This window comes from Bacillus sp. JJ675 (assembly GCF_036963165.1).
Lineage (GTDB): Bacteria > Bacillota > Bacilli > Bacillales > Bacillaceae > Bacillus > Bacillus glycinifermentans.
The window spans coordinates 1-23,123 of the sequence record NZ_JBALMR010000066.1; the positions used below are offsets into that span (position 1 = coordinate 1).

Annotated in this window: 26 protein-coding genes and 1 tRNA gene; 18 read left to right on the forward strand and 9 right to left on the reverse strand. The window is 43.9% G+C overall.

Annotation, left to right across the window (positions count from 1 at the left end):
- Positions 1 to 43 precede the first annotated feature (43 nt).
- Positions 44 to 1,030: a Gfo/Idh/MocA family protein gene (locus V7126_RS17180; RefSeq protein ID WP_046131325.1), complete on the reverse strand. Its 987-nt coding sequence runs from the start codon at positions 1,028 to 1,030 to the stop codon at positions 44 to 46.
- A 217-nt stretch (positions 1,031 to 1,247) separates the two neighbouring features.
- On the opposite strand from V7126_RS17180, the gene V7126_RS17185 reads away from it, so the two are divergent.
- The 3 genes from V7126_RS17185 (at position 1,248) to V7126_RS17195 (ending at position 4,337) form a co-directional block, all read left to right on the forward strand.
- Complete coding sequence (locus V7126_RS17185; RefSeq protein WP_175077093.1) at positions 1,248 to 2,399, forward strand: AI-2E family transporter; 1,152 nt, start codon at positions 1,248 to 1,250, stop codon at positions 2,397 to 2,399.
- A 101-nt stretch (positions 2,400 to 2,500) separates the two neighbouring features.
- Entirely contained in the window at positions 2,501 to 3,331 is an 831-nt protein-coding gene (locus V7126_RS17190) for an undecaprenyl-diphosphate phosphatase (protein ID WP_335497911.1), read from the forward strand.
- A gap of 187 nt (positions 3,332 to 3,518) precedes the next feature.
- Positions 3,519 to 4,337, forward strand: coding sequence for a metallophosphoesterase (locus V7126_RS17195; protein WP_046131328.1), 819 nt, complete (start codon positions 3,519 to 3,521; stop codon positions 4,335 to 4,337).
- Positions 4,338 to 4,366: 29 nt separating this feature from the next.
- Here the strand turns inward: V7126_RS17195 and V7126_RS17200 are convergent, their stop codons facing one another.
- The gene (locus V7126_RS17200) at positions 4,367 to 4,915 is read right to left on the reverse strand and encodes a YkoP family protein (RefSeq protein WP_046131329.1); all 549 of its coding nucleotides are present in this window, start codon (positions 4,913 to 4,915) and stop codon (positions 4,367 to 4,369) included.
- Positions 4,916 to 5,009: 94 nt separating this feature from the next.
- On the opposite strand from V7126_RS17200, the gene V7126_RS17205 reads away from it, so the two are divergent.
- Together V7126_RS17205 and V7126_RS17210 are read left to right on the forward strand one after the other, a co-directional pair.
- Positions 5,010 to 6,122, forward strand: a complete 1,113-nt coding sequence (locus V7126_RS17205; protein ID WP_175077092.1) for an MGDG synthase family glycosyltransferase — start codon at positions 5,010 to 5,012, stop codon at positions 6,120 to 6,122.
- Positions 6,123 to 6,156: 34 nt separating this feature from the next.
- Entirely contained in the window at positions 6,157 to 7,638 is a 1,482-nt protein-coding gene (locus V7126_RS17210; RefSeq protein WP_175077091.1) for an alkaline phosphatase family protein, read from the forward strand.
- Positions 7,639 to 7,652: 14 nt separating this feature from the next.
- Here the strand turns inward: V7126_RS17210 and V7126_RS17215 are convergent, their stop codons facing one another.
- From V7126_RS17215 to V7126_RS17225, 3 genes are all read right to left on the reverse strand, one after another.
- On the reverse strand, positions 7,653 to 7,826 hold the full coding sequence (locus V7126_RS17215) for a hypothetical protein (RefSeq protein WP_164918174.1): 174 nt from the start codon (positions 7,824 to 7,826) through the stop codon (positions 7,653 to 7,655).
- 19 nt (positions 7,827 to 7,845) lie between these two features.
- Positions 7,846 to 8,052 (reverse strand): zinc ribbon domain-containing protein, encoded by a 207-nt coding sequence (locus tag V7126_RS17220; protein ID WP_216899542.1) that lies wholly within the window; start codon positions 8,050 to 8,052, stop codon positions 7,846 to 7,848.
- 109 nt (positions 8,053 to 8,161) lie between these two features.
- Positions 8,162 to 8,635, reverse strand: a complete 474-nt coding sequence (locus V7126_RS17225) for a hypothetical protein (RefSeq protein ID WP_216899540.1) — start codon at positions 8,633 to 8,635, stop codon at positions 8,162 to 8,164.
- Between the two features lie 313 nt (positions 8,636 to 8,948).
- Here V7126_RS17225 and V7126_RS17230 point away from each other — a divergent pair, with 313 nt between their 5' ends.
- The 11 genes from V7126_RS17230 to V7126_RS17280 all read left to right on the forward strand — a co-directional run bounded on the left by V7126_RS17230 (position 8,949) and on the right by V7126_RS17280 (position 16,224).
- On the forward strand, positions 8,949 to 9,311 hold the full coding sequence (locus V7126_RS17230; RefSeq protein ID WP_216899537.1) for a hypothetical protein: 363 nt from the start codon (positions 8,949 to 8,951) through the stop codon (positions 9,309 to 9,311).
- Between the two features lie 18 nt (positions 9,312 to 9,329).
- Complete coding sequence (locus tag V7126_RS17235) at positions 9,330 to 9,686, forward strand: WXG100 family type VII secretion target (protein ID WP_216899535.1); 357 nt, start codon at positions 9,330 to 9,332, stop codon at positions 9,684 to 9,686.
- An 11-nt stretch (positions 9,687 to 9,697) separates the two neighbouring features.
- The gene (locus V7126_RS17240; RefSeq protein ID WP_046131335.1) at positions 9,698 to 10,405 is read left to right on the forward strand and encodes a DUF5081 family protein; all 708 of its coding nucleotides are present in this window, start codon (positions 9,698 to 9,700) and stop codon (positions 10,403 to 10,405) included.
- Positions 10,402 to 10,725, forward strand: a complete 324-nt coding sequence (locus V7126_RS17245; protein WP_046131336.1) for a hypothetical protein — start codon at positions 10,402 to 10,404, stop codon at positions 10,723 to 10,725. Before V7126_RS17240 ends, V7126_RS17245 begins: the two co-directional genes overlap by 4 nt.
- Positions 10,726 to 10,740: 15 nt before the next feature.
- A complete protein-coding gene (locus tag V7126_RS17250; protein WP_167543087.1) occupies positions 10,741 to 12,285 on the forward strand; it encodes a hypothetical protein in 1,545 nt (514 codons plus the stop codon).
- Between the two features lie 26 nt (positions 12,286 to 12,311).
- Entirely contained in the window at positions 12,312 to 12,839 is a 528-nt protein-coding gene (locus V7126_RS17255; RefSeq protein ID WP_231947382.1) for a DUF2247 family protein, read from the forward strand.
- Positions 12,840 to 13,238: 399 nt separating this feature from the next.
- Complete coding sequence (locus V7126_RS17260; protein ID WP_335497921.1) at positions 13,239 to 13,892, forward strand: glycohydrolase toxin TNT-related protein; 654 nt, start codon at positions 13,239 to 13,241, stop codon at positions 13,890 to 13,892.
- 16 nt (positions 13,893 to 13,908) lie between these two features.
- Positions 13,909 to 14,544: a hypothetical protein gene (locus tag V7126_RS17265; protein ID WP_335497923.1), complete on the forward strand. Its 636-nt coding sequence runs from the start codon at positions 13,909 to 13,911 to the stop codon at positions 14,542 to 14,544.
- 158 nt (positions 14,545 to 14,702) lie between these two features.
- Positions 14,703 to 15,665 (forward strand): ADP-ribosylglycohydrolase family protein, encoded by a 963-nt coding sequence (locus V7126_RS17270; protein ID WP_335497924.1) that lies wholly within the window; start codon positions 14,703 to 14,705, stop codon positions 15,663 to 15,665.
- A gap of 180 nt (positions 15,666 to 15,845) precedes the next feature.
- Positions 15,846 to 16,049 carry a hypothetical protein gene (locus tag V7126_RS17275; protein ID WP_006640628.1) on the forward strand — a complete coding sequence of 68 codons (204 nt, stop codon included), beginning with the start codon at positions 15,846 to 15,848 and terminating at the stop codon, positions 16,047 to 16,049.
- A 102-nt stretch (positions 16,050 to 16,151) separates the two neighbouring features.
- Positions 16,152 to 16,224: transfer RNA gene (locus tag V7126_RS17280), tRNA-Ala, on the forward strand.
- A 356-nt stretch (positions 16,225 to 16,580) separates the two neighbouring features.
- Here V7126_RS17280 and V7126_RS17285 read toward each other — a convergent pair.
- Complete coding sequence (locus V7126_RS17285; RefSeq protein WP_335497929.1) at positions 16,581 to 16,805, reverse strand: hypothetical protein; 225 nt, start codon at positions 16,803 to 16,805, stop codon at positions 16,581 to 16,583.
- Between the two features lie 460 nt (positions 16,806 to 17,265).
- Here V7126_RS17285 and V7126_RS17290 point away from each other — a divergent pair, with 460 nt between their 5' ends.
- On the forward strand, positions 17,266 to 17,991 hold the full coding sequence (locus V7126_RS17290) for an NPP1 family protein (protein ID WP_175077079.1): 726 nt from the start codon (positions 17,266 to 17,268) through the stop codon (positions 17,989 to 17,991).
- Between the two features lie 141 nt (positions 17,992 to 18,132).
- Here V7126_RS17290 and V7126_RS17295 read toward each other — a convergent pair whose 3' ends face one another.
- From V7126_RS17295 to cudC, 3 genes are all read right to left on the reverse strand, one after another.
- Positions 18,133 to 19,440, reverse strand: a complete 1,308-nt coding sequence (locus V7126_RS17295) for a bifunctional DedA family/phosphatase PAP2 family protein (protein WP_335497933.1) — start codon at positions 19,438 to 19,440, stop codon at positions 18,133 to 18,135.
- A 12-nt stretch (positions 19,441 to 19,452) separates the two neighbouring features.
- On the reverse strand, positions 19,453 to 20,673 hold the full coding sequence (gene hmpA / locus V7126_RS17300) for an NO-inducible flavohemoprotein (RefSeq protein WP_335497935.1): 1,221 nt from the start codon (positions 20,671 to 20,673) through the stop codon (positions 19,453 to 19,455).
- A 100-nt stretch (positions 20,674 to 20,773) separates the two neighbouring features.
- Positions 20,774 to 21,328, reverse strand: a complete 555-nt coding sequence (gene cudC, locus V7126_RS17305) for a choline uptake/conversion transcriptional regulator CudC (RefSeq protein ID WP_335497937.1) — start codon at positions 21,326 to 21,328, stop codon at positions 20,774 to 20,776.
- Between the two features lie 321 nt (positions 21,329 to 21,649).
- On the opposite strand from cudC, the gene betB reads away from it, so the two are divergent.
- Positions 21,650 to 23,122 (forward strand): betaine-aldehyde dehydrogenase, encoded by a 1,473-nt coding sequence (gene betB / locus V7126_RS17310; RefSeq protein ID WP_335497939.1) that lies wholly within the window; start codon positions 21,650 to 21,652, stop codon positions 23,120 to 23,122.
- Position 23,123 lies beyond the last annotated feature (1 nt).

Genomic DNA, 23,123 nt, shown 5'->3' on the forward strand with positions numbered 1-23,123 from the left:
AATTGGGGTGCAGTTCATTCCGGCAGCCTTTTCTTCAGGCTGATCATGCTTGATCGGCGGGGAAAACGAGGCCGATCTGTTTCCGTGCTTCATCCATGACGGATAACGTGTCAAGGGAGCGTTCGAACGTATTCAGCCGGGATTCAAGCCGTCCCTGTTTGATTAGAGTGATGAACTCCTCAATTTCGTAAAACATGGCCGGTTTTTCGTCCGGAACCGTAATATCTTCGACTCTTCCGTCGCGGTAGCGGATTTCGACTTTTTCAGGGCGGTGAATCTTATCGATGACGATTGACCCGTCTTCCCCTTGAATTTCGGCCGGCATGAAGGAATTGGATATTTTCGAATGCATCAGAACGGCTTCATGCTCCGGATATGTTAACAGAATCGTCCCTTCCCCGTCGGCGCCTGACTCGAGAATCAGACCATTCGCTTTGACTTCAAGCGGCTTTCCGAACAGGACAACTGCCGGATGGACGCAATAAACGCCGATATCCATCAGCGAGCCGTTTGAAAAAGCGGGGTTAAACGCATTTAACACGGTTCCGCTTTTATACGCGTCATACCGTGAAGAATATTGGCAATAGCTGGCTGTAAAGCGGCGGATCTTTCCGATTCGCGGCAAATGGCTGATGATGTTTGTAAAGTTTGGCAGAAATGTCGTTTTCATCGCTTCCATAAAAGCGACTTTTTGGATCTTTGCGGTTTTCACCATTGCTTCGGCTTCTTTCATATTGGATGCCAGCGGCTTTTCGCATAACACGTGCTTTCCGTTTTCCATGAACATGATCGCTTGTTCTTTATGTAAAGAATTAGGACTTGCGATATAGACAGCGTCAATCAGATCGCTTTTCGCCATCTCTTCTGCATCTGTAAAAACCGCCGTAACGCCGTATTTTTGGGCGAACGCCCGGCCGCGCTCCTCAGACCTGGAATACACGGAGGTGAACTGAAAACCGTCCGCCATTCCGGCAGCTTCAAGAAAGCGGTCTGTAATCCAATTGGTTCCGATAACCCCAAACCGTACCATATCAAATCTCTCCCTTTCGCATGGTTATACTTCATATTATACCGTAAATGCCGGGACAAGCGCGGGCAAAGGGAGCGGCAAAAATGAAAAAGCGCTGTCGTATATGTATAAAGGTAAAAGCGGAAAAAAAGACCAAAATACATACGGATTTTATTTTTCAGTATAGGAGGAATAGTGTACAATTTATAAAAAAGATCAAATATAATGGAGGATCGCCATGAACTCTTTACATATGTGGGGCGGCAGGTTTAAACAGTTCTTTTTAGACAACAAATTCGTACTGTTTTTGCTCGTCCTGCTGCTGATCGGTTTGAACATCTTAGTATTTACGAAAGCGTCTTTTATTTTCACCCCTTTTATCGTTTTGGTTGAAACGGTCGGCCTGCCCGTTGTGCTGACGGGTGTCGCCTATTATCTGCTGAATCCGATCGTCGATTTTCTGGAACGGAAAAAGGTAAAAAGGATTTATTCGATCCTTCTTCTGTATATCGTGATCATCGGGCTTATTACGATCTCGATCGTTTCGGTGATTCCGCTTTTGAAAGAACAGATCACGAGCCTTGTCGACAATTTTCCAAGGTATGTCCATATTGTCGAAGACCAAATGAAACAGCTGATCGGAAGCCAGTTTTTCAACCAGGCCCAGCAAACGCTGAACATCAACTTGACGGATTTGGCCAGCAAAGTATCCGATCAGGCGAGCACGATATTAAACAGTACTTTTACAGGCGTCGGAACCTTCATCGGCGCCGTGACGGAAATCGTGATTTCCATTGTGACGGTACCGTTTATCCTGTTTTACTTATTAAAAGACGGCAAAAAGCTGCCGCTGTTTATCTTAAAATTTGTCCCGACCCGTCTGCGGGAGCAGACGTATGTCGTCATGTCCGAAATGAATCACCGCCTGAGCTCCTATATCAGGGGACAGATCATTGTCAGCTTCTGCATCGGATGCCTGTTGTTCATCGGTTATTTGATTATCGGCCTTGATTATGCTTCACTCCTTGCGCTTGTTGCTGCCTGTACGAGCATCGTCCCGTATTTGGGCCCGACGATCGCAATTACGCCGGCGATTATTATCGCTTTGGTCACATCTCCGTTCATGCTCGTGAAACTGATCATCGTCTGGACCGTTGTCCAGCTGTTTGAAGGGAAATTCATTTCTCCGCAGATTATGGGAAAAAATCTGCACATCCATCCAGTCACGATCATTTTCGTGCTTTTGACGTCAGCCAAGCTGTTCGGCGTCATCGGCGTGATCCTAGCCATTCCGGGATATGCCGTCATCAAAGTGGTGATCACGCATTTGTTTGACTGGTTTAAACAGCGTTCAGACCTTTATGAAAAAACGAACGAGAACAACGCATAATTCATCGGCATAAACGCCGTTCAAACATATATAAATGCCTATAAGAGACAAGTTTTAAAAATTTCGGCACAAAGAAGCGTGTCAAGCGAAGGGAAGGACTTATGAACATTTGGGATATCATTGTTGCAGTCATTTTAGGAATCGTTGAAGGTTTGACGGAATATGCGCCCGTTTCTTCTACGGGCCATATGATCATCGTCGATGATCTCTGGCTGAAGTCAAAGGAGATCTTGACTCCGGAAGCGGCGAATACCTTTAAAGTCGTCATTCAGCTCGGCTCGATTCTGGCCGTCGCCATCGTGTTTAAAGACAGGATTCTGAATCTGCTTGGAATGAAGAAAAACATAACGGAAGCCCAAAAAGAAGGCAGCCGCCTGACGATCGCCCAAATCGCGGTCGGACTCGTTCCCGCGGCGGTATTAGGATTTTTATTCGAAGATTATATTGACGAGCACCTGTACTCCGTCAAGACGGTGGCGTTCGGCCTGATCGCAGGGGCCGTGCTGATGCTTGCCGCCGACTGGATCAACAAAAGAAAACCTGCCACAGATTCAGTCGACCGGATCACCTATAAACAGGCGTTCGGCATCGGACTCTTCCAATGTCTCGCCCTTTGGCCGGGCTTTTCAAGGTCAGGCTCGACGATTTCCGGCGGCGTCATCTTCGGATTAAACCACAGGGCGGCCTCAGATTTTACGTTTATTATGGCGATGCCGATCATGGCGGGGGCAAGCCTGCTGTCATTGGTCAAAAACTGGGAATATCTCAGCACGGATCTTCTGCCGTTTTTTATCGCCGGGTTTATCAGCGCTTTTATTGTTGCTCTGTTTGTCGTCCGTTTTTTCCTTAAATTGATCAACAAAATTAAGCTTGTTCCGTTTGCCATCTATCGGATCATTTTAGGGATCGTATTATTTGCTTTATTTCTGTAAGAGGTGGAAGATCATTCCGTGTCAGGCTGTAAGAAGAACGCTGATGCGGCAGGCTTTCTTCGCATGCAAAACCGATTTCGCTGACGAAATCGGTTTTTATATAGGTCAATAGATTTACATCCTAATATTTCCCACTGTCAAACAGCCTCCTGACTTACTATACTGGTAGGAGGGAGGAGATATTGAAATGTTTTTTGCTGTTGTTTTTTTATTGTTGTTCATAGGATTCGTTCCTTTTTTATATAAAGCAAATCACAATACGAAAGATGTGAAAGTCAACACCATATCTGTCGATCGTGCGAAAGGCGACACTTTCAAGAAGAAGCTCAACATTCTTCATCTGTCAGATCTTCATTTAGAAAACATTTCGATTTCACCGAAACAGATTCTTGACCTTGCAAAGAAAAAACAAGTCGATCTTATCGCGTTAACCGGCGATTTTCTCGACCGAAAAAGAAATATTCCTAAACTCGCAAACTACTTGAAAGCTCTTCAGGAGCTCAAACCCGCCTATGGCATGTACGCCGTATTCGGAAATCACGACTATATCCTGAAAGGCGAACACTTCGAAAAGCTGAAACGCGTATTGGAGGAAAACGGGTGTATCACCCTTCAAAACAAAAATGTCTCCGTTCAAGTCGGCGGCGAGACGCTGAACATTATCGGCATCGATGATTACAGTACGAACAGAAGCAATATAACCGACTCCTACAAAGGGGTAAAGGATGGCTACCGTCTCGTACTGACGCATGATCCAAACGTTGTCCTCGAGATGAAGGATTTTCATTTTGACTATCTTCTATCAGGACATTTTCACGGCGGACAGATCCATTGGCCGAAGCCTTATCACCTTGTCAAAATGGGAAAGCTCGTCCGCATGAACATGATCAAAGGGCTTCACTATCTTCATAACAAACCGTTTTACATCAGTGAAGGGCTGGGCCAGACCGGGGCGAATATCCGCATTGGCAGCCGTCCTGAAGTGACGTTCCACCATATTTCATAAAAAAAGAGGCTGGAGTATCAGTCTCTTTTTTATTTATGCAGATAGGAATTGAACAGCTTTTCTTTAGAGATAAACAAATAGCGGGAAGGGGGAATGCCGCGGAAAGAAAATTGAGAAGTCGTTAAATATAAAATCGGGATTTGCGTCAGCTTTTTAAAAAACCGGTAAAACCGATTTGCAGGCTCAACGGCTTCGAAACCGAGTCTCTCCACGCCTTTATGCAGCGTCGTAATGCCGATAATGCCTTTAATTTGATCCGATTTCCGATGGTTGTTGACATATTCCGCCAATGCCGGCATTGAAATACACGTCTTTTGATAAATGAGAATGCCTCTTCTGACAGCGCTCTCAATATGTTGCATCTCCTTGATCAGTTTAATATTATGCAGATGAATTTTAATCAGAACATCATTCTTTTTAATCACCGTTCCATCGCTTAATACCACATCTATCCCTTTGTATTTCGTTAAGCGGACGCGAAAAATGTTTGATTGGCTTTTATCGATGAGCGTCAGTCTTGAAAAAAAATAATAAAAAGGGTCAATCACGCTCCAAATTGACAAAAAACAGCTTCTCAAGTCGTCACCTTCCTTTTATTTCAGAAAATGCACTTATATTTTGCCTTGATTATTTGAAAAATATAAATGGAAAACAATTTCATGGAGGATAGAGATGACAACGATTCTGATTTTTCCTTTTCTCAGCATTTCGACCGGCCATCACCACGTTGCCGATTCGCTTCATACAAATCCTGGCATCCAAGGGCACCAATGCGAAAAAATCGATATTTTTTCATACGCATACGGTCGCGTCGAACGGATGTCCTCCTCAGCATACTTGAAGTGGATCCAATATTTCCCGAAAGTGTACAGCGCCGTCTATCATCTTCTGGCGTGCGGGAATCATCGCCCGAAGAAACGCCATTACATATATGAGCTGATGTTTTTAAAGAACATGCAGAAGATCATTGCCGAAAAAAAACCCGATATTGTATTTTGCACGCATGCGCTGCCTTCCTATTTGCTCAATCGGCTAAAAGTCCAATATCCCGGGCTGATCGTTGTGAATGTCTATACGGACTTTTTCGTCAACCGAATATGGGGAAGGGAACATATCGATTATCATTTTGCGCCGATCAAAGACATAAAAGACCAGCTCATATCTGAAGGAGTTGATGAAGGAAAAATCTTTTTAACCGGCATTCCGATCCACCATTCGTACAAGACGGCTGCGGCGTTTATGGAAGAAGAGGGAACGCAACCGCACTACAACATTCTCATAACCGGAGGAAGCATGGGAGTAGGCGGCATTTTTAAACTGGTGAGGGAGCTCTCGCCTAAAGGGCGTGCCGTATACCACATATTATGCGGAAAAAACGAAAAGCTCTACCGCTATGTGAAAAGGGCAAACGATCCTTTCATCAAACCGCTGCCTTATATCGAAAGCAAAGCCGAAATGAACCGATTATACGAGCAGGCCTCGGGAATCATTACAAAACCGGGGGGCGTGACAATCAGCGAATGCATTGAAAAAAGGCTGCCGGTTTTCATTTATGATGCGCTGCCTGGTCAGGAGGAAATGAACCTGAACATTCTCAAGAAAAAAAGGCTTGTCATGGAGCTGAAAAAGGGAAAAGATGAACCGATTGAAAAACAGCTGCTATCCTTTTTAAGCTCGAGAGACGGAACCATCCGCCATTCCTTAAACATCAGCCGATACATGCACGAAACGTCTGAACGGGACGTCGAGGAAATACTGGAAAAGATCATGACGGCGGCCAAATAGATAGAATGGCTGCGAGAGAAAGGAGATAAGGGTTATGAAAGCGGAAGACAATAAGAAATCTGTTATCATGCTGCTGATCGATTCGCTTATGCACGAGCCCCTCAGCCGGGCGATTAATAGCGGACAGGCTCCAGCCATGAAATTTTTGCTAGAAAACGGCCATTATGAACCGAATGTCATCAGCCCGTTTCCGACAATGTCCGTCACCGTCGACAGCTCGCTGTTAACGGGCGTATACAGCGACCGCCACAAGGTGCCGGCCCTCGTCTGGTTCAACAAGAAAGAAAACCGGATCATCAACTACGGCAGCCATATCCGCGAGCTGATCAAGCTGGGCATCAAACAATCATCTCGCGACATCTTCTATAATTTGAACCAGACGCACTTGAATCAGCAGGTGAAAACGATTCATGAAGAGCTTGCCGAAAACGGCATTGAAACATGCTCGATCAATGCGCTCATTCACAGGGGAAGCAGGGACGGCTATCTGCATGTTCCCGTACTTGCTTCCTGGGTGACGGGGCTGAATCATACCGTGAAAATCAATGCACCGCAGCTGTTTTCTTACGGAGGTTTTTCAAAAATAAATCCGGGAAACCTTTCCCTTTTGAAAAAATTCGGATTCAATGACCGCTTTTCAGCGAACGAATTGAGCCACCTGATCCGATTAAATCAAGTCCCTCCGCTCGTTCTCGCATATTTTCCCGACCTTGACCAGCATGTACATAAAAACGGGAGAAACGACGTAAAAGGAATCGCAAAAGCCGACAGGCATGTACAAAAGATTTTGAACAGCTTTCGGTCATGGGAAGACGCGCTAAAGCAAAACATCTGGATCGTGTTGGGGGACAACGGCCAATCGTGGATCAGCGAAAAGAAACAAGAAGCGCTGATTGACTTAAGGGGTCTTTTGGATCGCTACCGAATCGTAAAGCTGAAAAAAGGCGTGACATCTGATGATGAAATCGTTCTGGCCGTGAATGAACGGATGGCGTTCATCTACACGCTGGATCAAAAAAAGCTGCCGCTGCAACAGGTTGCCGAACAGCTTAAAAAAGACGAAAGAATCGACATCATCGCCTGGAAAAATGAAGAGAATGCCGTAGAGGTGATATCAGGCGGACGGGATGGAAAGCTGATATTCAAGCAGGGGGGCGATAGAACGGACGAATACAGGCAATCGTGGACATTGGAAGGCGACGGCAAATTGCTCGATTTGACGGTTGCAGAGACAAGCGTAGCTTACGGGAAATTTCCGGATGCTTTGGCAAGGCTGTACAGCTCATGTTTTTCACATGAAGGCGACTATTTGATCGTCAGCGCAAAGCCAGGCTGCGAATTCATCGGCGAGGGGTCACCGACGCACATCGGCGGCGCGAGCCACGGAGCCCTCCACGAGCAGGATTCGCTCGTATCCATGATCATCTCCGGAATCGATTCAAAGCCAAAATACAAGCGGATCATCGATGTGAAGGAATGGATAAAGCAGATCGTGGAATCACAAAGCGGGGGATAAGCGAATCTCCCGCCTTATGACGGCTGCTTCAGGCTTTTGGCAAACGCTCCAACACCCGCAGCGACCATCACAACTAAAGATACCGTTTTGACGGCCGTTTGAAGCAGAGGATTTTCCAAGATGATATTTGAATGGACGCATAAAGCGAAAATGAATACAGCAATAAATAAGCCGTACTTTTCCATCATGCCGATTCATCCTTTCTAATCATCCAAAGAATAAGTCGATAATGTTTCCGGCTTTGGATGATTCTTTATTATAAAGCTCCGAATAACCGCAGTTTTTGCAATACACGACGAGAAAACGGTTGTGCTGGACATCAAACAATTTAGACAAGCCGGTCCCGGTCGTTGCGATTTCTTTTTGTCCTGCATCTGTACTGCCGCATTTGATACATCCTTTTTTGCTGTTCATGGGTCATCTCCTTGGCTTCTATGATACAGTTTATTATACACAAATTTTTTGAAAAGAGCTGCCTCAGAAGGGGATGCTGAAGCAGCTTAAGCAACACGCGGATAACGGATTAGTCGTAATACACTACTGCATTGCCTTTTAAAGACACAGGCGCGGATGTGTTATTGACCGCCTGGAGCACATACGTTTTGCCCGCCGTCAAAATATTGGTGGCGAACTCCCTTGAGAAATAGCCGTTCACATTTGTGACGTCAATAAAGCCCAAAACAGGACCCACTTCGCTGCTGTTGACTCTTTCGCGGATTTGATATCTGACTCGTGCAGCCGTCCCTTGCGCCTCCTGATAGCCGCTGATCGACATGACCGTATTGTACTTGTAGAGGACCGTATCCAGGATGACTTCTCCGCCGGTGGTTGAAATCGATTTGTTCCACTCCCCGACCGTTTCGATTCCCATCAGTTTAACATTTGACACTTGCAGCGGTTTTGAAGGCGCCTGCTCCGCGGCGGAAGCTGCACCGCCGATCGAAAGGGCAAGTGCTGAAGCAGACAGAAGGGAAACGCCCGCTTGTTTTAACTTCATTTTAAACACTCCTTTGAATATTTGGATACATTTGTAATTATTAAACGCTGCGTGAAAGATTTCCTCTGTTTTAAATGTTAAAGATTTGTGTCTGGAATGCCGAAAAAGACAGGATAAAAATACCTGTATTTTTCCTTTCTAATAAGACTTACGGCTTATGCACCCCCTGTCCTCTCTCCAAAAAACGATCCATTTCACCTATTCATTCGTCCGGAACCTTCCTGTAACATTAACATATTAGCCCTATTACAAATTCATCCACGAGAGGAAAATAGTTTGTATTGACTAGGAGAATGGAAAGGAGCCGCTGTGTGTGAGCGAAGGATTTTGGGATTCAGTAGGTAACTTTTTTCATATTTCTTATACAGAGTATGAACGGAAGCGCGATCAGTACAAAAATCTATATGACTATTTATCTGATAAGGAAAGCGATGTCAAATCAAAACTATCAGAGGTCAAATCGGCAAAGAATTCATATCAAACAAGCAACCTCCCGGACATGAAAATTCCTTCTCACGAATTCGAGGATACGCGTCATATAAAGGATGCCGAACTAAAGACGCTGATCACACATTTCGACGACATGCTGGACGATATTCAGCAGGCAAAGACGAAGGCCAAAAGCAAATGGGAGCATTACAAGGCAAAAGCGGAAGCTGAAGAAAAAAAAGCATAGAGGAGGGGCAGCCGAATCATGGACGGATATGGCTATTACAATTACGGCTACAGCGCCGCTGAATCGAAAGTAGGCGGACAGACTGTTGACATTTCACTAAATGAAACGAGTAAGGCTCTTTCCCATGCAAAGGCAATCGAAAAGCATGTCAGCGACTCGCTGAGTCAGGCGAAAGAGTTAAAAGCGTTTATCGAGAGCGGAAAATGGAGCGGGAAAACCCGTGATGCATTTTTAAGCTATCTTGAACTGATAATCGATTTGAATGCAGATATGAAAGACGCATTGAAAGAGCATACCTCCGCACTGGATGCACTGGAGAAAAACATCAGCGATTTTTCAAAGCTCAGCGAAGTGAAAGAAATACAAAATCTATGAGGAGGAACGACATGCAGGTGAAAATAGATGCGCTGACGGCGGCAGAGCTCTATGTGCTGGCGGGAGCGGCCGGGGTGAACTACATCTTCGGCCTTCCGGAGCGTGAACAGCTCGCTCTGATCGAGCCTGATTGTGCAACAGAAGCAAAAAACAGCCTGATCAAAAAAGGAATCCTGACAGTAGAAGGCAAGCTGACGCGTGCCGCTTATTTCTTAACGGAAATGCTGAAACGCTATCAAGAAAGCAAAGAATACGTCCGCTTTAATAACGTTTTGTGCGCTTTTCTTCCGGAGGATGAGGAACGCGTGCTCGTCCTGACTGAAATAAACAAAGGCAAAGAATACACATTTGACTATCTGGAAAAACGAGAAGTCTATTTGTCGATCATTTCTAACGTGTCATTTTTAAGAAGAAGACCAAGTGAAAAAGACCGCGCTTTCTTGACAAAACCGATGAATCCGGAAGAAAAAGCGGAAGTTCGGGAAATGGATTTGGACAAAAAAGAGATTCTCGCTGTGGAAACGTTCAACCTTGCTTCAGTTCCAAGCTTGACAAACCCCGGATTTCAGACGACAAATTTGTACTTCACAAAGGGCGAAGACTTTATCTGCATCGATCCGCTGCAGGACCGTTATGAATGGGTCAGCCTTTATATAATGAACAACCGGATTTATGACGCGCTGCACATTAACTTCAGAGCAGGGAGGGCGATGATATGAATGCCGAAGGCGGAGCAGGAGGCGGAGGTACAAACATCCAGCTTCAGTTTGAAGAAATGATCACCATTGCAAATAAACTGCAAACCATTTGTAACCTCTATGCGGAAGGGGTTCAGCCCGAAATCAAAAAGCTCACAGATACCCATTTTTATAAAGCCGGACAAGCCATGAAAACGATGAAAAGCTATCCGGAGATACTCGGAAAAACGATGGAGCTGTTTGATAATTATTCGATGGCCGCTCAAATTGTCAACTATGCGATGGAAAAAATGTATGAAACAGATAAAGAGCTCCAAAAACTCTACACGATCCAGAAATAGAGAGGTGTTCACCTGATGGATGTAAAATACAGTCCCGAAGACTGGCAAGGCATGAAAGACGGCCTTGATACACTAACGGGAGGAAAGTACGGGGGCGGAGCGAAATCGGGCCTTTTGCAGCTCAATGACCTCCTGGAAGACATCGAATCAAAAATCAATGACAAAGACAGCGACGGCAGCATCAGCTTCAGCCATTCAAGCCAAAAAAGCAAAATCGATGAGCTGTTTAGCGATTATCAAAAACTGTCTGATTTCTGCCTGAAAGCAGGCACCTTAGTAGAAGACCACATCGACAATCCTTTTTACAAAAAGCTCGACGCTTTTGCAGACAAGATGGAAGGCATGTCAATCCACAACTACAAAACGAAAAACCGCATCGGCTCCAAAGAAACGACCTATGTCGGCTACGGCATGAACAAGACGGCCGTCCAGCAAGATAAAGAAGAAATCACCGTAAACGATATTTTCAAAGACGCGGCAGCGTTTGATCATGTGCTGAGCGAAGAATATAAAGCGTTTAAAGAACAAAATCCCGACATTGATTTAAACTATGAAGACTATTCGAAGGCGATCTTTTCCGCCCGCGGCTTTGAGTACGAATCGGTCAGCGACGTCCAAAAGAGTCAGGAACTGTGGCGGGATCTGATCATCGGCGGAGGCATTATCGTCCTCACCGTCTTTTGCGCGCCGGCAGGCATTGTCGCAGCAGGCGCATACGGAACAGCCCAAATCACAAGCGCAGCCACAGGAAAAGACTGGATGACGAAACGCGAGCTAAACACTGGCGAACGCTTTGAAAGAGGCGCGTTCGGCGCACTTGACATGCTTCCGGCCGCCGGTTTAGCCGGAAAAGCCTTCAAAAGTACTGCAACAATCGGCGAAATAGCAGCCGCAGGCAAAGCGAAAAATGTGGTACAATCTCTTAAAGAAAGCAAGAACACCTGGTCAAACCGCATGAGGGTCAACAGCCTGAAAGCCCAGGACAAACTCAACGACGCAGGCTACGCCATCAAAAAACAATTCGCAAAAAGCGCAGACGCCTTGAGCGACATCGCCCGGGGATCGGAAGTAGGAGCCGGAGGTACTCTTGCACGGAAAGGCACTGATTTTTACGGGCATGTTAATGATGCTCATCAAGCTTCGAAAGCGAAGATACAGGAGTCGATTCAGCGGGTTGAGAAGGGGATTGAGACTGGGAAGGGTGGGGAAAATATCCGTCATCCAGTACTCGACACTACACGTTCCGGAAGTGCTTTGAAAAAACCCGACGGTCAGCATGGATTTAATGATATAATAGACAATTACACTCAGTATGCTACTGAATTTGAGATCGTTGGTGGTGACGGAATAAAAAGAGAGTTATATCAAATTGAAGGCGGAATGAAGTATTACGATTATAAAGACGTTTACAATAAAGATTTAAGGATTAAGGAAAGAATAACAACTGTTAAAGACCAAGATGGAATATTCGAGTGGATTGTCGATCCTACTAAAGGAGTTACACACAGGAGATTTATTCCAAATGGAGTAATCACAGGTTATCCAAATCAAAGACCATAAGTTAAGGTGATTATATGAGTTATTCAATGACTATTTTAAAGCAAAATAATATAAATTATGATTGGAAAACGCTTTATGTAGGAGTAAGGCTTGGCTTAATCGAACAAGATGACATAACTAATTATGCAGTTGAGTTTTTAACTGCTCATCCAGATTCTAATAATAATGATATAATTCAACTCGCTTGGGGAGAAAGTGATAATGATTACGAAAGAAAGTTAGAGAACATATTAAAAGAGTCAGATGTTGATGACATATTTCCGGAATCTGATGTTTGGCAATATGAAAAAAGAAAATGGAGATTTGCTATTCTGATACATTTTAAAAAAATACATCAGGATGATTTTGAGGGATTACTAAATAAGGTTGCTGAAGTGTATGCTGATATGGATTATCCAGAAGACATGGAAAGCTTCATCAATTATTTAACCCCTAAAGATGGCTATAATCCATCATTGCATTCACCAGAGGAAAATGTCGCTAGATTGATTAATTTATTTAATATCTTTTTAAAAAAGGAACAACAATACTTGAAAAACGATCTAACCTTTTAATGAGTAAAACCTTGATTAGAAAAGCTAGTCAAGGTTTTTATTTATACAAGTATTATCCGTTTTAGATTAAACGAAAAAAGAAGTTCACGATTGAAGGAGAATATATTAGAAACGTTTAAAAATACTTTCTCAAAATCAAAGGTGATAGAGTAGGAGTCAATTTGTTATCTGCCTTGCCAGTTCTCTTATTTCATGCAACAGCAGTAACTTGATAAGATTAATTTAATGACAATTTAAAGGTAATATTGTTTACGGTACGTACGGCAGTCTAGAAGCCACATGAAAAAAATCTATGTGTTTTCTTGGAATTTTAACTACAAGCAGATTAGCAGACTAAAAGTCCATGGCACTTAATGACGAGGCTTTTCAAAGAAACAATTCGCAAAAAGCGCAGACGCCTTGAGCGACATTGCCCGGGGATCGGAAGTAGGAGCCGGAGGCACCCTTGCACGGAAAGGCTCCGATTTCTCTGGGCATGTTAACGATGCTCATAAAGCTTCGAAAGCGAAGATACAGGAGTCGATTCAGCGGGTTGAGAAGGGGATTGAAAAAGGTTCCGGCAAATCCGTTAAGGAAATCAGTAAAGCAGATAAAGCAAAGTTAGAAGGATGGGCATATCCTCCAAGCAAGGAGAAATATTTAAAATATAAAGAGGTATATGATAACCCTAAATACTACAATCAAGAGACGGGGGATATTAATTGGCCGCCACACAATGGGTTTGAGGGCGAGCCGATGAAAATGAAATTAGAACAAGGCACAATCATTGATAGATATGGTAATCCAAACGGAACATTTGTATCTCCTGCCGGCATTCCTTACGAACAAAGGGCTCTAGCTTTACATAGTGATGATGCACCATATCATAAATATGAGATATTAGAGGAATTTGAAGTTGAAGGCGGCAAAATTGCTCCTTGGTTTGATAGACCTGGAGGAGGTATTCAATACTATACAGGCAATACAAAAATTGTTGATTTTGACACAGGCGAAACATTTGAAGCTACTGTTGAAAATTTATTGAAATTTGGTTATATACGAGAAATTGAATAAAGTAGGTGAAACACTCGTGGATATTAAACAAGCATGTACTCTTTTAAATCGTATAGGAAAGCCAGTCTCATTACAGGATAGTGGTATTAAAGAAGATGTACCGCCCTATGAAAACTATCATAGGTTAGAAAAAAGGACAGATAAATGGATTTATGGTTTGTTTGTGTGTGAAAGAGAAAATAATCCATATTTGAAAACAATTAAAGAATTTAATGAGGAAGTTGAAGGTGTGAAATATTTCTTTTTGGATAGATTATCTTCATTTTATTTTTTAAATAAGATTCAGGCTTTTATGAGGGATCATGAAGAGCTGGATATAGGTGGACCAAAATTTGATGATAATAAACTTTTAAAAGCAATGTCTTTATTTGGGATTCCTTCTTCATTTTTTGTATTAAGGCAATCAGAAATAAAGAGTAAAGCGATTATGATGACGAAAGTAGATGAAGATCATTCAATTATTTCTTTTGTGAATAGTAATGGTAATGTCATTCATTCCACAATTTCAATAAAGAATCAAAGAGCCTTATTTATAGCATTCAAAAAGATATTTATGCTTTATATTTTTGAAAATGAAGTAATCAAATTATTAGAGTCTGAAGGTATAGCAAATGAATTTTCTGAAAGGGATGTAAACACTTTTCTTTCGTAATATGATAAAGCTTGAGAAATTAAAATGCCCATACAGAAATTCCTTATACACTTGATTAAAAGAGAAGAAAATTTAAACGCATGGATGGTAAAAAGTATCCATGCGTTTCTGGTATATTCTAATTGAAACTTTAAAAATGGGAGGTTAGTATGCAATAATTGATAGATGAAAATAACCGACTTTGTATTTCTCTAAAACAAAAAATCCTCCCAACCATCCTCGGCGGAATCATCGGCGACGCGTTGGGAGTTCCGGTCGAATTTAAAGCCAGGAGTCTGTGTAATATACAAGAAATGACCGGCTACGGGACTTACAACCAGTCGCCTGGAACCTGGTCTGATGATACTTCGCTAACGCTGTGTTTGATGGAGAATTTGATTGAGGGACAAGCTGAAATCGGATTGATGAAAAAGTTCTTGGCCTATCGTGAAGGGTATTGGACGCCTTATGGCCGCATGTTTGATATCGGGAGAGCGGCCGATGAGGCGATTGAGCGTTTTCAGCGGGGCGCTTCAATCGATGAATGCGGCGGAAAGACCGAGTTTGACAACGGAAACGGAGCATTGATGCGAATCGCCCCGTTGGCTTTTACGTTATGCAGCGAGCCTGATTTTTCAAAGAGGAAAACTGAGGTCGAGCGCTGGGCGCTGATAACGCACCGCCATCCTCGTTCAACGCTCGGATGCATTTTTTATATAGAGTTTTTGATCAGATTATTTTACGATGATACACCTTCCGATGCATATCGGAAAGCAGTGGATCTGTGTGTAAGGCATTTGGCGGGAACGGAATACGAAGATGAATATGAGGCTTATGAAAGAATCATCAGCCGCGAGCTGCCGGATCTTCAGAAAAAAGACATCTTTTCTGACGGCTATGTCGTTCATTCTTTGGAAGCGGCTCTGTGGTGTTTTCTCAACCATGATGATTATGCGGAGGCCGTACTCTCAGCTGTCAACTTGGGCAAGGACACAGACACAATCTCATTTTTAACAGGAACGATGGCAGGCATGCATCATTGTATGGACGGCATTCCGGAAGAGTGGATCAACGCCTTGGCTCGAAAAGAGGACATTTTTGATTTATGTGAAAGGTTTCTTCAATTTTGTGTGAAAAAATGAAGAGCGGTTCACCTATACAACTAAGGAAAACGCCAGACCCGTGGTCAGCGTTTTCTTTTGGTTGCGATGCAGAAAAAAAGAAAGAAGACATGAAAACACCATCAATGGTATGATAGAGAAAGCGATGAAAATATTGTCATCGGCAACCACCCATGACAAACATGAAGGAGATGCGGCAGCATGGCTGATAAAATAACGATTCTGAGAGAAACATTCGAAAATGGAGAAACGGGACAGGAAGTCGAAGGATTGACTCTTATGATAGACGGCAAGATGAAGGACGTGTTTGACATTCTCATCAGCCAAAACGATGATTACAATGATTATACAGAAATCATGAGAGATATTGTGATCGCGGGTGTCAATCATATCATCAGCAAATAATGTCCGGATGATCTTTCGAGAACATCTTTTCCCCGGCTGAGTCAAAAAAGCACTTGCTTTTATTCAAAATACCCTCTATAATAAATCATGTCTCAAATAAACGGGGCATTAGCTCAGCTGGGAGAGCGCTACACTGGCAGTGTAGAGGTCAGCGGTTCGAGCCCGCTATGCTCCATCTCGGGAACCCTTGATTTATCAAGGGTTCCTTTTTTATTGTTTTTCTTAAAATCGGCCAGATTACTGAGTTGTTGGCGAATTGTTGGCAAACCCTTTTTTCAATGGTCGATACCAATGTACTTAGGATTTAAATTGATCAAAATACCCGACGGTTTCACTTTTAAGTTTTCCCCTGCTTCTATAAGATAATGCTACGATAGTGTACGGAAGATCATGTAACCTTCCTTTAGTTTAAACTTCGACCGCTTTCTTGTTGATTGGTATGGCATAATAATACGGCTTTCCTTTTCCGCTAATGAGGTCATTAGAAAATCAAAAGAACCGCAAAAAAACACCGGTAATGCCGGTGTTTTTCTAAAAAATATTGACAGTAATTACAACCCAAGCAATAACAAGCAGTATAGGGTTTTTCTCTTTTCTATCTAAATATCCGGACATGAAGAATCCGAGACTAAGCATGGTATAAGATGCAAATTTAAATATGACTTGAACGGATTCAGGTGTCGCCGCCCAAACCAGCACAAATACGAGGGATAGAATATAAGCGGCCTTTTCTATAATTCTAGAGTCTATCTTCATCCATCATATGACCTCCTTTTCGTTCTTACCCTCCAATCTAATTCTGTTTCTTTTCTTTATATGAAGCAAGCTGTACGACAAAACCAGTCAAAAACATCGTTAAAAAAGTCCTGTTATCATTGATCTATCATATCGTAAGGAAGCGGATCGCGCCTCTCATTTTGGTAGTTTAGATTGATCTGAAGATAATCGTTTTGGATCATTGTTGCCTGCTGAAAAATTTGTATACTAAGCTCAAAGAAAGGAGGGGAAAGAAGAGAAAAACAAGGGTGTTTATCTGATCCTGCATGACAAATTAATATGAAGGAGGCAATGAAAAAACGCTTACGAAAAGAACAATGATGGTGCCATAATAACCAATCCATAACTGTTTTTTCGCAAACGTTCAATGTGTATTTCTTTATTATAAACGATATTTCAAGAAAATTCCGCAAAAAAATATTGAGAGGAAGCTGAAAAAGTGAAAAAATTGATATGTTTAATATGTTTGGCGTTTTTTGCTTCTGTCATTTTTGTGCCGACAGCTGACGCTGCAGTTAAAAATCATGATGAAATTGTTGGCTTTAAGGAAGTAACGCCTACAACTGTAACGCAAAAAGCAGCGAAACGTTTTCAGCCGTATTTGAAGGTTGCTCACGGATGTGTGCCATTTCCTGCAGTAGATGCACAGGGGAACACAAGCGGAGGACTGGAGCCGACCGGTGCGCCTGAAGGACATTGCAGCAAAAGCACCGGACAAGTATATTCCCGTTCTGCGTGGCATAATGGGGTATGGGCCATTATGTATGCTTGGTATTTTCCTAAAGATTCCCCGCTTCCTGGGTTAGGCCATAGACACGATTGGGAAGCCATTGTCGTTTGGATTGACAACCCTGCGAATCAAAATCCGAAAGTTCTGTCAATTGCATATTCAGGGCACGGAAAATTTGAAAAGGTAACCCCAACTCCAAATAGTGTGATCATGGAAGGCGATCATCCTAAAATTAGATATGATGCACCTCAAGCGCCATTAAACCACAGCTTGTTTGTTGATAGCGCAAAAGGCGGGATGCAGCCGTTAATCGGATGGGAAGATTTAACCCCTGCTGCGAGAGACGCATTAAATACGACAAAATTTGGTGCGGCAAATGTTCCTTTTAATCAGGATAATTTTGTGAATAATCTAAATAAAGCTTGGTTTAAATAAAAAAATATCTTTAGAAGAGTACAGTTTCGGCTGTACTCTTACTTTTTTTAAAGTTGTTTTTAGCATTTGCTTAAGCCTGTAATTAAACCGGATCAAGATAATACTATAAATCCGAGCCGTATCCGTTATTTCCGCCTGCGATCACCGCACGCGTTTCAACCTCCCAAACCTCCGCGAAAACCGAAAAAGCTCCATAACGAGGACATTCAGGCTTAACCAGACGCCGCCGAACGCATAGCCGGCGATGACGTCGCTTGGGAGCTGCTGCCGCAAATAAATACGGCTTAAGCCGATCAGAACTAAAATGATGGCAAAGCACAGAAAGGCGAGTGTATGCAGCTGCGCTTTTTTGGAGTGCCGGACCAGAAGGTAGGCTGAAAAACCAAACAACACAAAAGCCGTTAATGTTTGCTCGCTCGGAAATGGGTACAGGACATGCTTTGATAACGGAGGGTGTACCGGGTGAAGATGCTGAAAGATGCGCCTGATTCCCTCCTCGTAGATTTCTCCGCCGACTGCCGTGAAGAATAAGAAAAACACTTCAATCCTCCGCTCCTTTCCTTTCCACACAATCCATAAAAGGGTTAAAACGATCAGGGGGATCAGTACATATACGGATGCCAAAAAGCCGAAACACGCCATCCAATACGCCCAGCGCTCGTTAAATAGTAATGGAACCAACGTCATCACAACATGATCGAATTGCTGCAATTCGTTGTTTAAATAGCCTTCTGTCAAGTTCGTCATAAACAGGGCAAAACCGAGAAACAGAATGGCAATGCAGGCGATCAGCAGCCTTAATCTGCGGAGGGAGTGAAAGCGGAGAGCTCCTTTGCCGATTCCTTTGATGATCCATTTTTTCATCTGTGCTTTGTAAGCCCTTAGAAAGTACAGTGCGATCAGAATGAGAACGGCGATCACGCCTCCGATCAAAAGGTATTTCTTGATGGATGCATGGAACTGATCCCATTTCGGCCCCAGTATGTTCCCAAGAAAAATAAACGTCCCTGTCCAAAGAAAAGCGCCGCAATAGGAAAATAGCATATATGTACGAAAAGGGATTTGCGTAATGCCTGAAAAATAGCCGGTAATATGGCGGACGCCCGGGATGAAATAGGCAAACAGCAACAGTTTGTTTCCGTACGTTTCAAACCAGCGGGACGTTTTTTCGAGCTGTTCGGGACCGAAATGAATGCGGCGGCCGTATTTGTGTAAAAAAGGGGTACCCAGTTTATATCCTGTCCAATATGAAAGCGTCATCCCTAAACAGCCGCCGGCACCTGACAGAAGGATGCTCAGGATCCAATTCAGCTTGTCCTCATAGACCAGCACGCCTGCATATCCGAGGAGAAAGTCTCCCGGCAATGGAAGGCCGAGGAGCTCTGCCATAAGGGAGAAAAATAATACAGCATATCCGTATTTCCCAATCAATCCTGTGAGAAACTGCAAATCGATGTCCCCTTATTCTTCTTCTAAAATCGCAACCGGGTTAAACACTTCATAATGGATGTTGTTTTTCGGCACACCCCATTCTTTCAGCGCCCCGTTGACGGCTTTCATAAAGGGAATCGGGCCGCAAAAGTAAAAATCCGCATCCCTTCCCGGGAGGATGGTTTGCAGCCACTCTAAGTCGATAAAGCCCTCCTTATCAAAGTTTTGCAAGGAACGATCTTCTGAAGAAGGCGCTTCATAGCATACAAAAGACCGGATATTTTCGTTCTTTTCAGCCAAATCGGCCACATGTTTTTTAAAGGCGTGAAATTCGCTGTTCTTTGCTGAGTGAATAAATGTCACTTGTCTGTTGGGCTGTTGTTCAGCAGTCGTGTTTAACATGCTTAACAGCGGCGTAATGCCGACGCCGCCGCTGATCAATACAAGCGGCAAATCGGTGCTGCTGATCACGAAATCGCCTGCCGGAGCGGAAAATGTAAGAATATCGCCTGTTTGCACCTGCTGATGCAAGTACGTTGAGACGATGCCTGCCGGTGCATCACCATGCGCATCTTCGCGCTTGACGGAGATTCTGTAATACTCTTTGCCAGGGGCGTCGGAAAGGCTGTAATGCCTGATGTGCGTATACGCCTCGCCTTCGATTTCCGCTTTTATCGTCAAATACTGTCCAGCCTCATATGAAGCGATCGGCTTACCATCCTCAGGCTTTAAGTAAAACGATGTAATCAGACTGCTCTCTTTCACCTTTTGATCCACGCGAAATTTCCGGTAGCCTTCCCATCCTCCGGGTAGCTGCTCGGTTTCTTGATAAAGCTTTTGTTCAATATTGATAAAGGCTTTTGCAATTTCGCCGTAAGCTTTTTTCCAGGCTTCAAGCACTTCTTCGGTTGCAGCATCGCCTAATACATCTTTCACCGCTGCGAGCAGCGTCTCGCCGACGATTGGATATTGTTCAGGCTTTACGCCGATTGCCCGATGCTTTTCGGTAATTCTTTTAATGACGGGCTCTAAAGCCTCCAGATGATCGATGTTTTCACCGGCGGCATATACCGCATAAGCCAAAGCTTCCTGCTGTATTCCGCGTTTTTGATTGGTCTGGTTGAACATATTATGCAGTTCAGGGACTTTTGAAAATAACAGTTCATAGAACCGCTTGCCGATTTCTTGGCTGTGCTCCTTCAGAATGGGGGCTGTCGACTTTACGATCTGGATCGTTTCTTTATCAAGCATAAGGGATCATCCTCCTTTCCTTTAGTCTTTTGCTCAGAATCGGAATTATGCGTAAAAAAAGGTTTTTAGCCGCTCTTTTGACAGGGCAGCTAAAAACCTTTTATTTTTTGTCTTCAATCGGAATGAACTTGAATATCTCTCCGGACTGCATTGATTGTGCGAGTCTCATCAGCCAATCGTAATAAGTCTTTGACTGTTCGAGCTGCTCATAAAGCGCCTTCGCTTCTTCTTTTACGCTTTGTTCCAGTCCGCTGTCTTCTGCGACATTCTGCAATGCCTGCTGGGCATCTTGAATGGCAGCCAGATTGACCTTTACTTCTCTCTCCCATTTTTGCGGAAAAAAGCTTGTGAAAAATGTAAAGAAATCTTTTTCAGCCACAAAGCTGTGTTTTCTTCTTCCTCTGTGAAACGTTTTTTTCACAATGTTTAAATCCTGGAGCTTTTTAACGCTCGTGCTCATGCTCGGCTTGCTCATCTGCAGCTCTTCCCGCATTTCGTCCAGCGTCATTTCATCTGAAAGGTACATCGTTCCGTACAAAATGCCCGCACTCCGGGTGATGCCGTACAGATCCATCGTTTCTGCAATCGAATCGATGACTAAATCTTTCGCTTGTGCGATCGCTTCTTTTGCCGAAAGATCACGTGGCTCGTCCATCATTATCCTCCTTTCAAAGGAGCGGAAACATCAATGAAAAAGACCCAATCCCCATAAAAATCGGGACCGGTCCTGAAATCCGCGTTAAATTTGTTAAGTAATTTCTTTATGTTCTTTATCTTAACGAAAGATATCAAAAAGTCAAAATTAAATTTTTTTTGAAAACGGCTCAGTCCGCATGAGGCTTGAGATCACATAAAATTCAAACAAATCGTCCGGCCGATTTTTCTTTGACACGGTTTTATACGCGTGTTAAATTCAAATTGTTAAAAACGTTAAATTTTTATTTAACAAACTTTGCGTGATCGGGAGGTTGCTTTTATGAGTCAAACACTTTTCATTGACGGAAAATGGGTGAGCGCTGAAAAAGGCGGCACTCGCAAGATTATCAATCCCTTTAATCAGGAGCATATCGAAACCGTCAGTGAAGGAGGCAGAGAAGACGCTGTTAAGGCCATAGCCGCTGCGCGCCGTGCCTTTGATGCAGGCGAATGGTCAAATACAACCGGTCTTGAGCGCGGCAATATTGTATTGAAGATTGCGGAGCTCATAAGGCGGGACCATGATGAGCTTGCGGAGCTTGAATCGCTCGATACCGGCAAAACGCTGGAAGAAAGCAAAGCCGACATGGATGATATTGCAAACGTATTTCAATATTATGCGGGGCTTGCGGATAAGGATGGGGGAGAGATCATATCCTCGCCGATTCCGAATTCAAAAAGCGAAATCGTCAGAGAGCCAGTCGGAGTCTGCGGACAAATCACGCCATGGAATTATCCGCTTTTGCAAGCCAGCTGGAAAATCGCTCCCGCTTTGGCGGCCGGCAATACAATCGTTGTAAAGCCGAGCGAGATCACGCCTCTGACAACGATTAAAGCATTTAAATTAATGGAAGAAGCTGGCGTGCCAAAAGGCGTTGCCAACCTTGTCCTCGGACCGGGAGATACGGTAGGCGATGAGCTTGCCAGAAATACGGACGTCGATCTGATCTCATTCACGGGCGGAATTGAAACAGGGAAGAAAATCATGCAGGCAGCAAGCACGAATGTCAAGAAAATCGCCCTTGAGCTCGGCGGAAAAAATCCGAATATTGTGTTTAAAGACGCTGATTTCGATGCTGCGGTTGACCAGGCGCTAAACGCCGTGTTTTTCCACGCCGGCCAAGTCTGCTCTGCCGGTTCACGGCTGCTCGTGGAAGAATCGCTACACGACGAATTCCTGGAAGAACTTATTAAGCGTACGAAAAATATTAAGCTTGGCAACGGATTCGCTCCAGAAACGCAGAGCGGTCCGCTCATTTCCGCTGAACACCGAAGCAAAGTGGAACAATACGTGGAAATCGGTCTGAGGGAAGGCGCTAAGCTTGAAACGGGAGGCAAGCGTCCAGAAGATCAAGAGCTGCAGGACGGTTTCTTCTACTTGCCGACGATTTTCTCAGGGTGCCGGTCGGATATGAGAATCGTGCAGGAAGAGGTGTTTGGGCCTGTTTTGACTGTTGAAACATTCCGTACCGAAGAAGAAGCTGCCGCGCTTGCAAATGACACGATCTACGGCCTTGCCGGGGCGGTTTGGACAAACGATATTGAAAAAGCGGAGCGCGTCGCTTCCAAGCTGAGAATGGGTACGGTGTGGATCAATGACTTCCATCCATACTTTGCTCAGGCGCCGTGGGGCGGATACAAGCAGTCAGGGATCGGCCGCGAGCTTGGCCGCATGGGTCTTGATGAATACACGGAAGTGAAGCACGTTTACCGCAATACAAAACCGGCGGCTGTCAATTGGTTTAAAGCATAAG

Bases quoted from the DNA above. Each gene is read 5' to 3' on its own strand.
- V7126_RS17180 (WP_046131325.1), bottom strand. From the start codon at position 1,030: ATGGTACGGTTTGGGGTTATCGGAACCAATTGGATTACAGACCGCTTT.
- V7126_RS17185 (WP_175077093.1), top strand. From the start codon at position 1,248: ATGAACTCTTTACATATGTGGGGCGGCAGGTTTAAACAGTTCTTTTTA.
- V7126_RS17190 (WP_335497911.1), top strand. From the start codon at position 2,501: ATGAACATTTGGGATATCATTGTTGCAGTCATTTTAGGAATCGTTGAA.
- V7126_RS17195 (WP_046131328.1), top strand. From the start codon at position 3,519: ATGTTTTTTGCTGTTGTTTTTTTATTGTTGTTCATAGGATTCGTTCCT.
- V7126_RS17205 (WP_175077092.1), top strand. From the start codon at position 5,010: ATGACAACGATTCTGATTTTTCCTTTTCTCAGCATTTCGACCGGCCAT.
- V7126_RS17210 (WP_175077091.1), top strand. From the start codon at position 6,157: ATGAAAGCGGAAGACAATAAGAAATCTGTTATCATGCTGCTGATCGAT.
- V7126_RS17215 (WP_164918174.1), bottom strand. From the start codon at position 7,826: ATGATGGAAAAGTACGGCTTATTTATTGCTGTATTCATTTTCGCTTTA.
- V7126_RS17220 (WP_216899542.1), bottom strand. From the start codon at position 8,052: ATGAACAGCAAAAAAGGATGTATCAAATGCGGCAGTACAGATGCAGGA.
- V7126_RS17225 (WP_216899540.1), bottom strand. From the start codon at position 8,635: ATGAAGTTAAAACAAGCGGGCGTTTCCCTTCTGTCTGCTTCAGCACTT.
- V7126_RS17235 (WP_216899535.1), top strand. From the start codon at position 9,330: ATGGACGGATATGGCTATTACAATTACGGCTACAGCGCCGCTGAATCG.
- V7126_RS17240 (WP_046131335.1), top strand. From the start codon at position 9,698: ATGCAGGTGAAAATAGATGCGCTGACGGCGGCAGAGCTCTATGTGCTG.
- V7126_RS17245 (WP_046131336.1), top strand. From the start codon at position 10,402: ATGAATGCCGAAGGCGGAGCAGGAGGCGGAGGTACAAACATCCAGCTT.
- V7126_RS17250 (WP_167543087.1), top strand. From the start codon at position 10,741: ATGGATGTAAAATACAGTCCCGAAGACTGGCAAGGCATGAAAGACGGC.
- V7126_RS17255 (WP_231947382.1), top strand. From the start codon at position 12,312: ATGACTATTTTAAAGCAAAATAATATAAATTATGATTGGAAAACGCTT.
- V7126_RS17275 (WP_006640628.1), top strand. From the start codon at position 15,846: ATGGCTGATAAAATAACGATTCTGAGAGAAACATTCGAAAATGGAGAA.
- V7126_RS17285 (WP_335497929.1), bottom strand. From the start codon at position 16,805: ATGAAGATAGACTCTAGAATTATAGAAAAGGCCGCTTATATTCTATCC.
- hmpA (WP_335497935.1), bottom strand. From the start codon at position 20,673: ATGCTTGATAAAGAAACGATCCAGATCGTAAAGTCGACAGCCCCCATT.
- cudC (WP_335497937.1), bottom strand. From the start codon at position 21,328: ATGGACGAGCCACGTGATCTTTCGGCAAAAGAAGCGATCGCACAAGCG.
- betB (WP_335497939.1), top strand. From the start codon at position 21,650: ATGAGTCAAACACTTTTCATTGACGGAAAATGGGTGAGCGCTGAAAAA.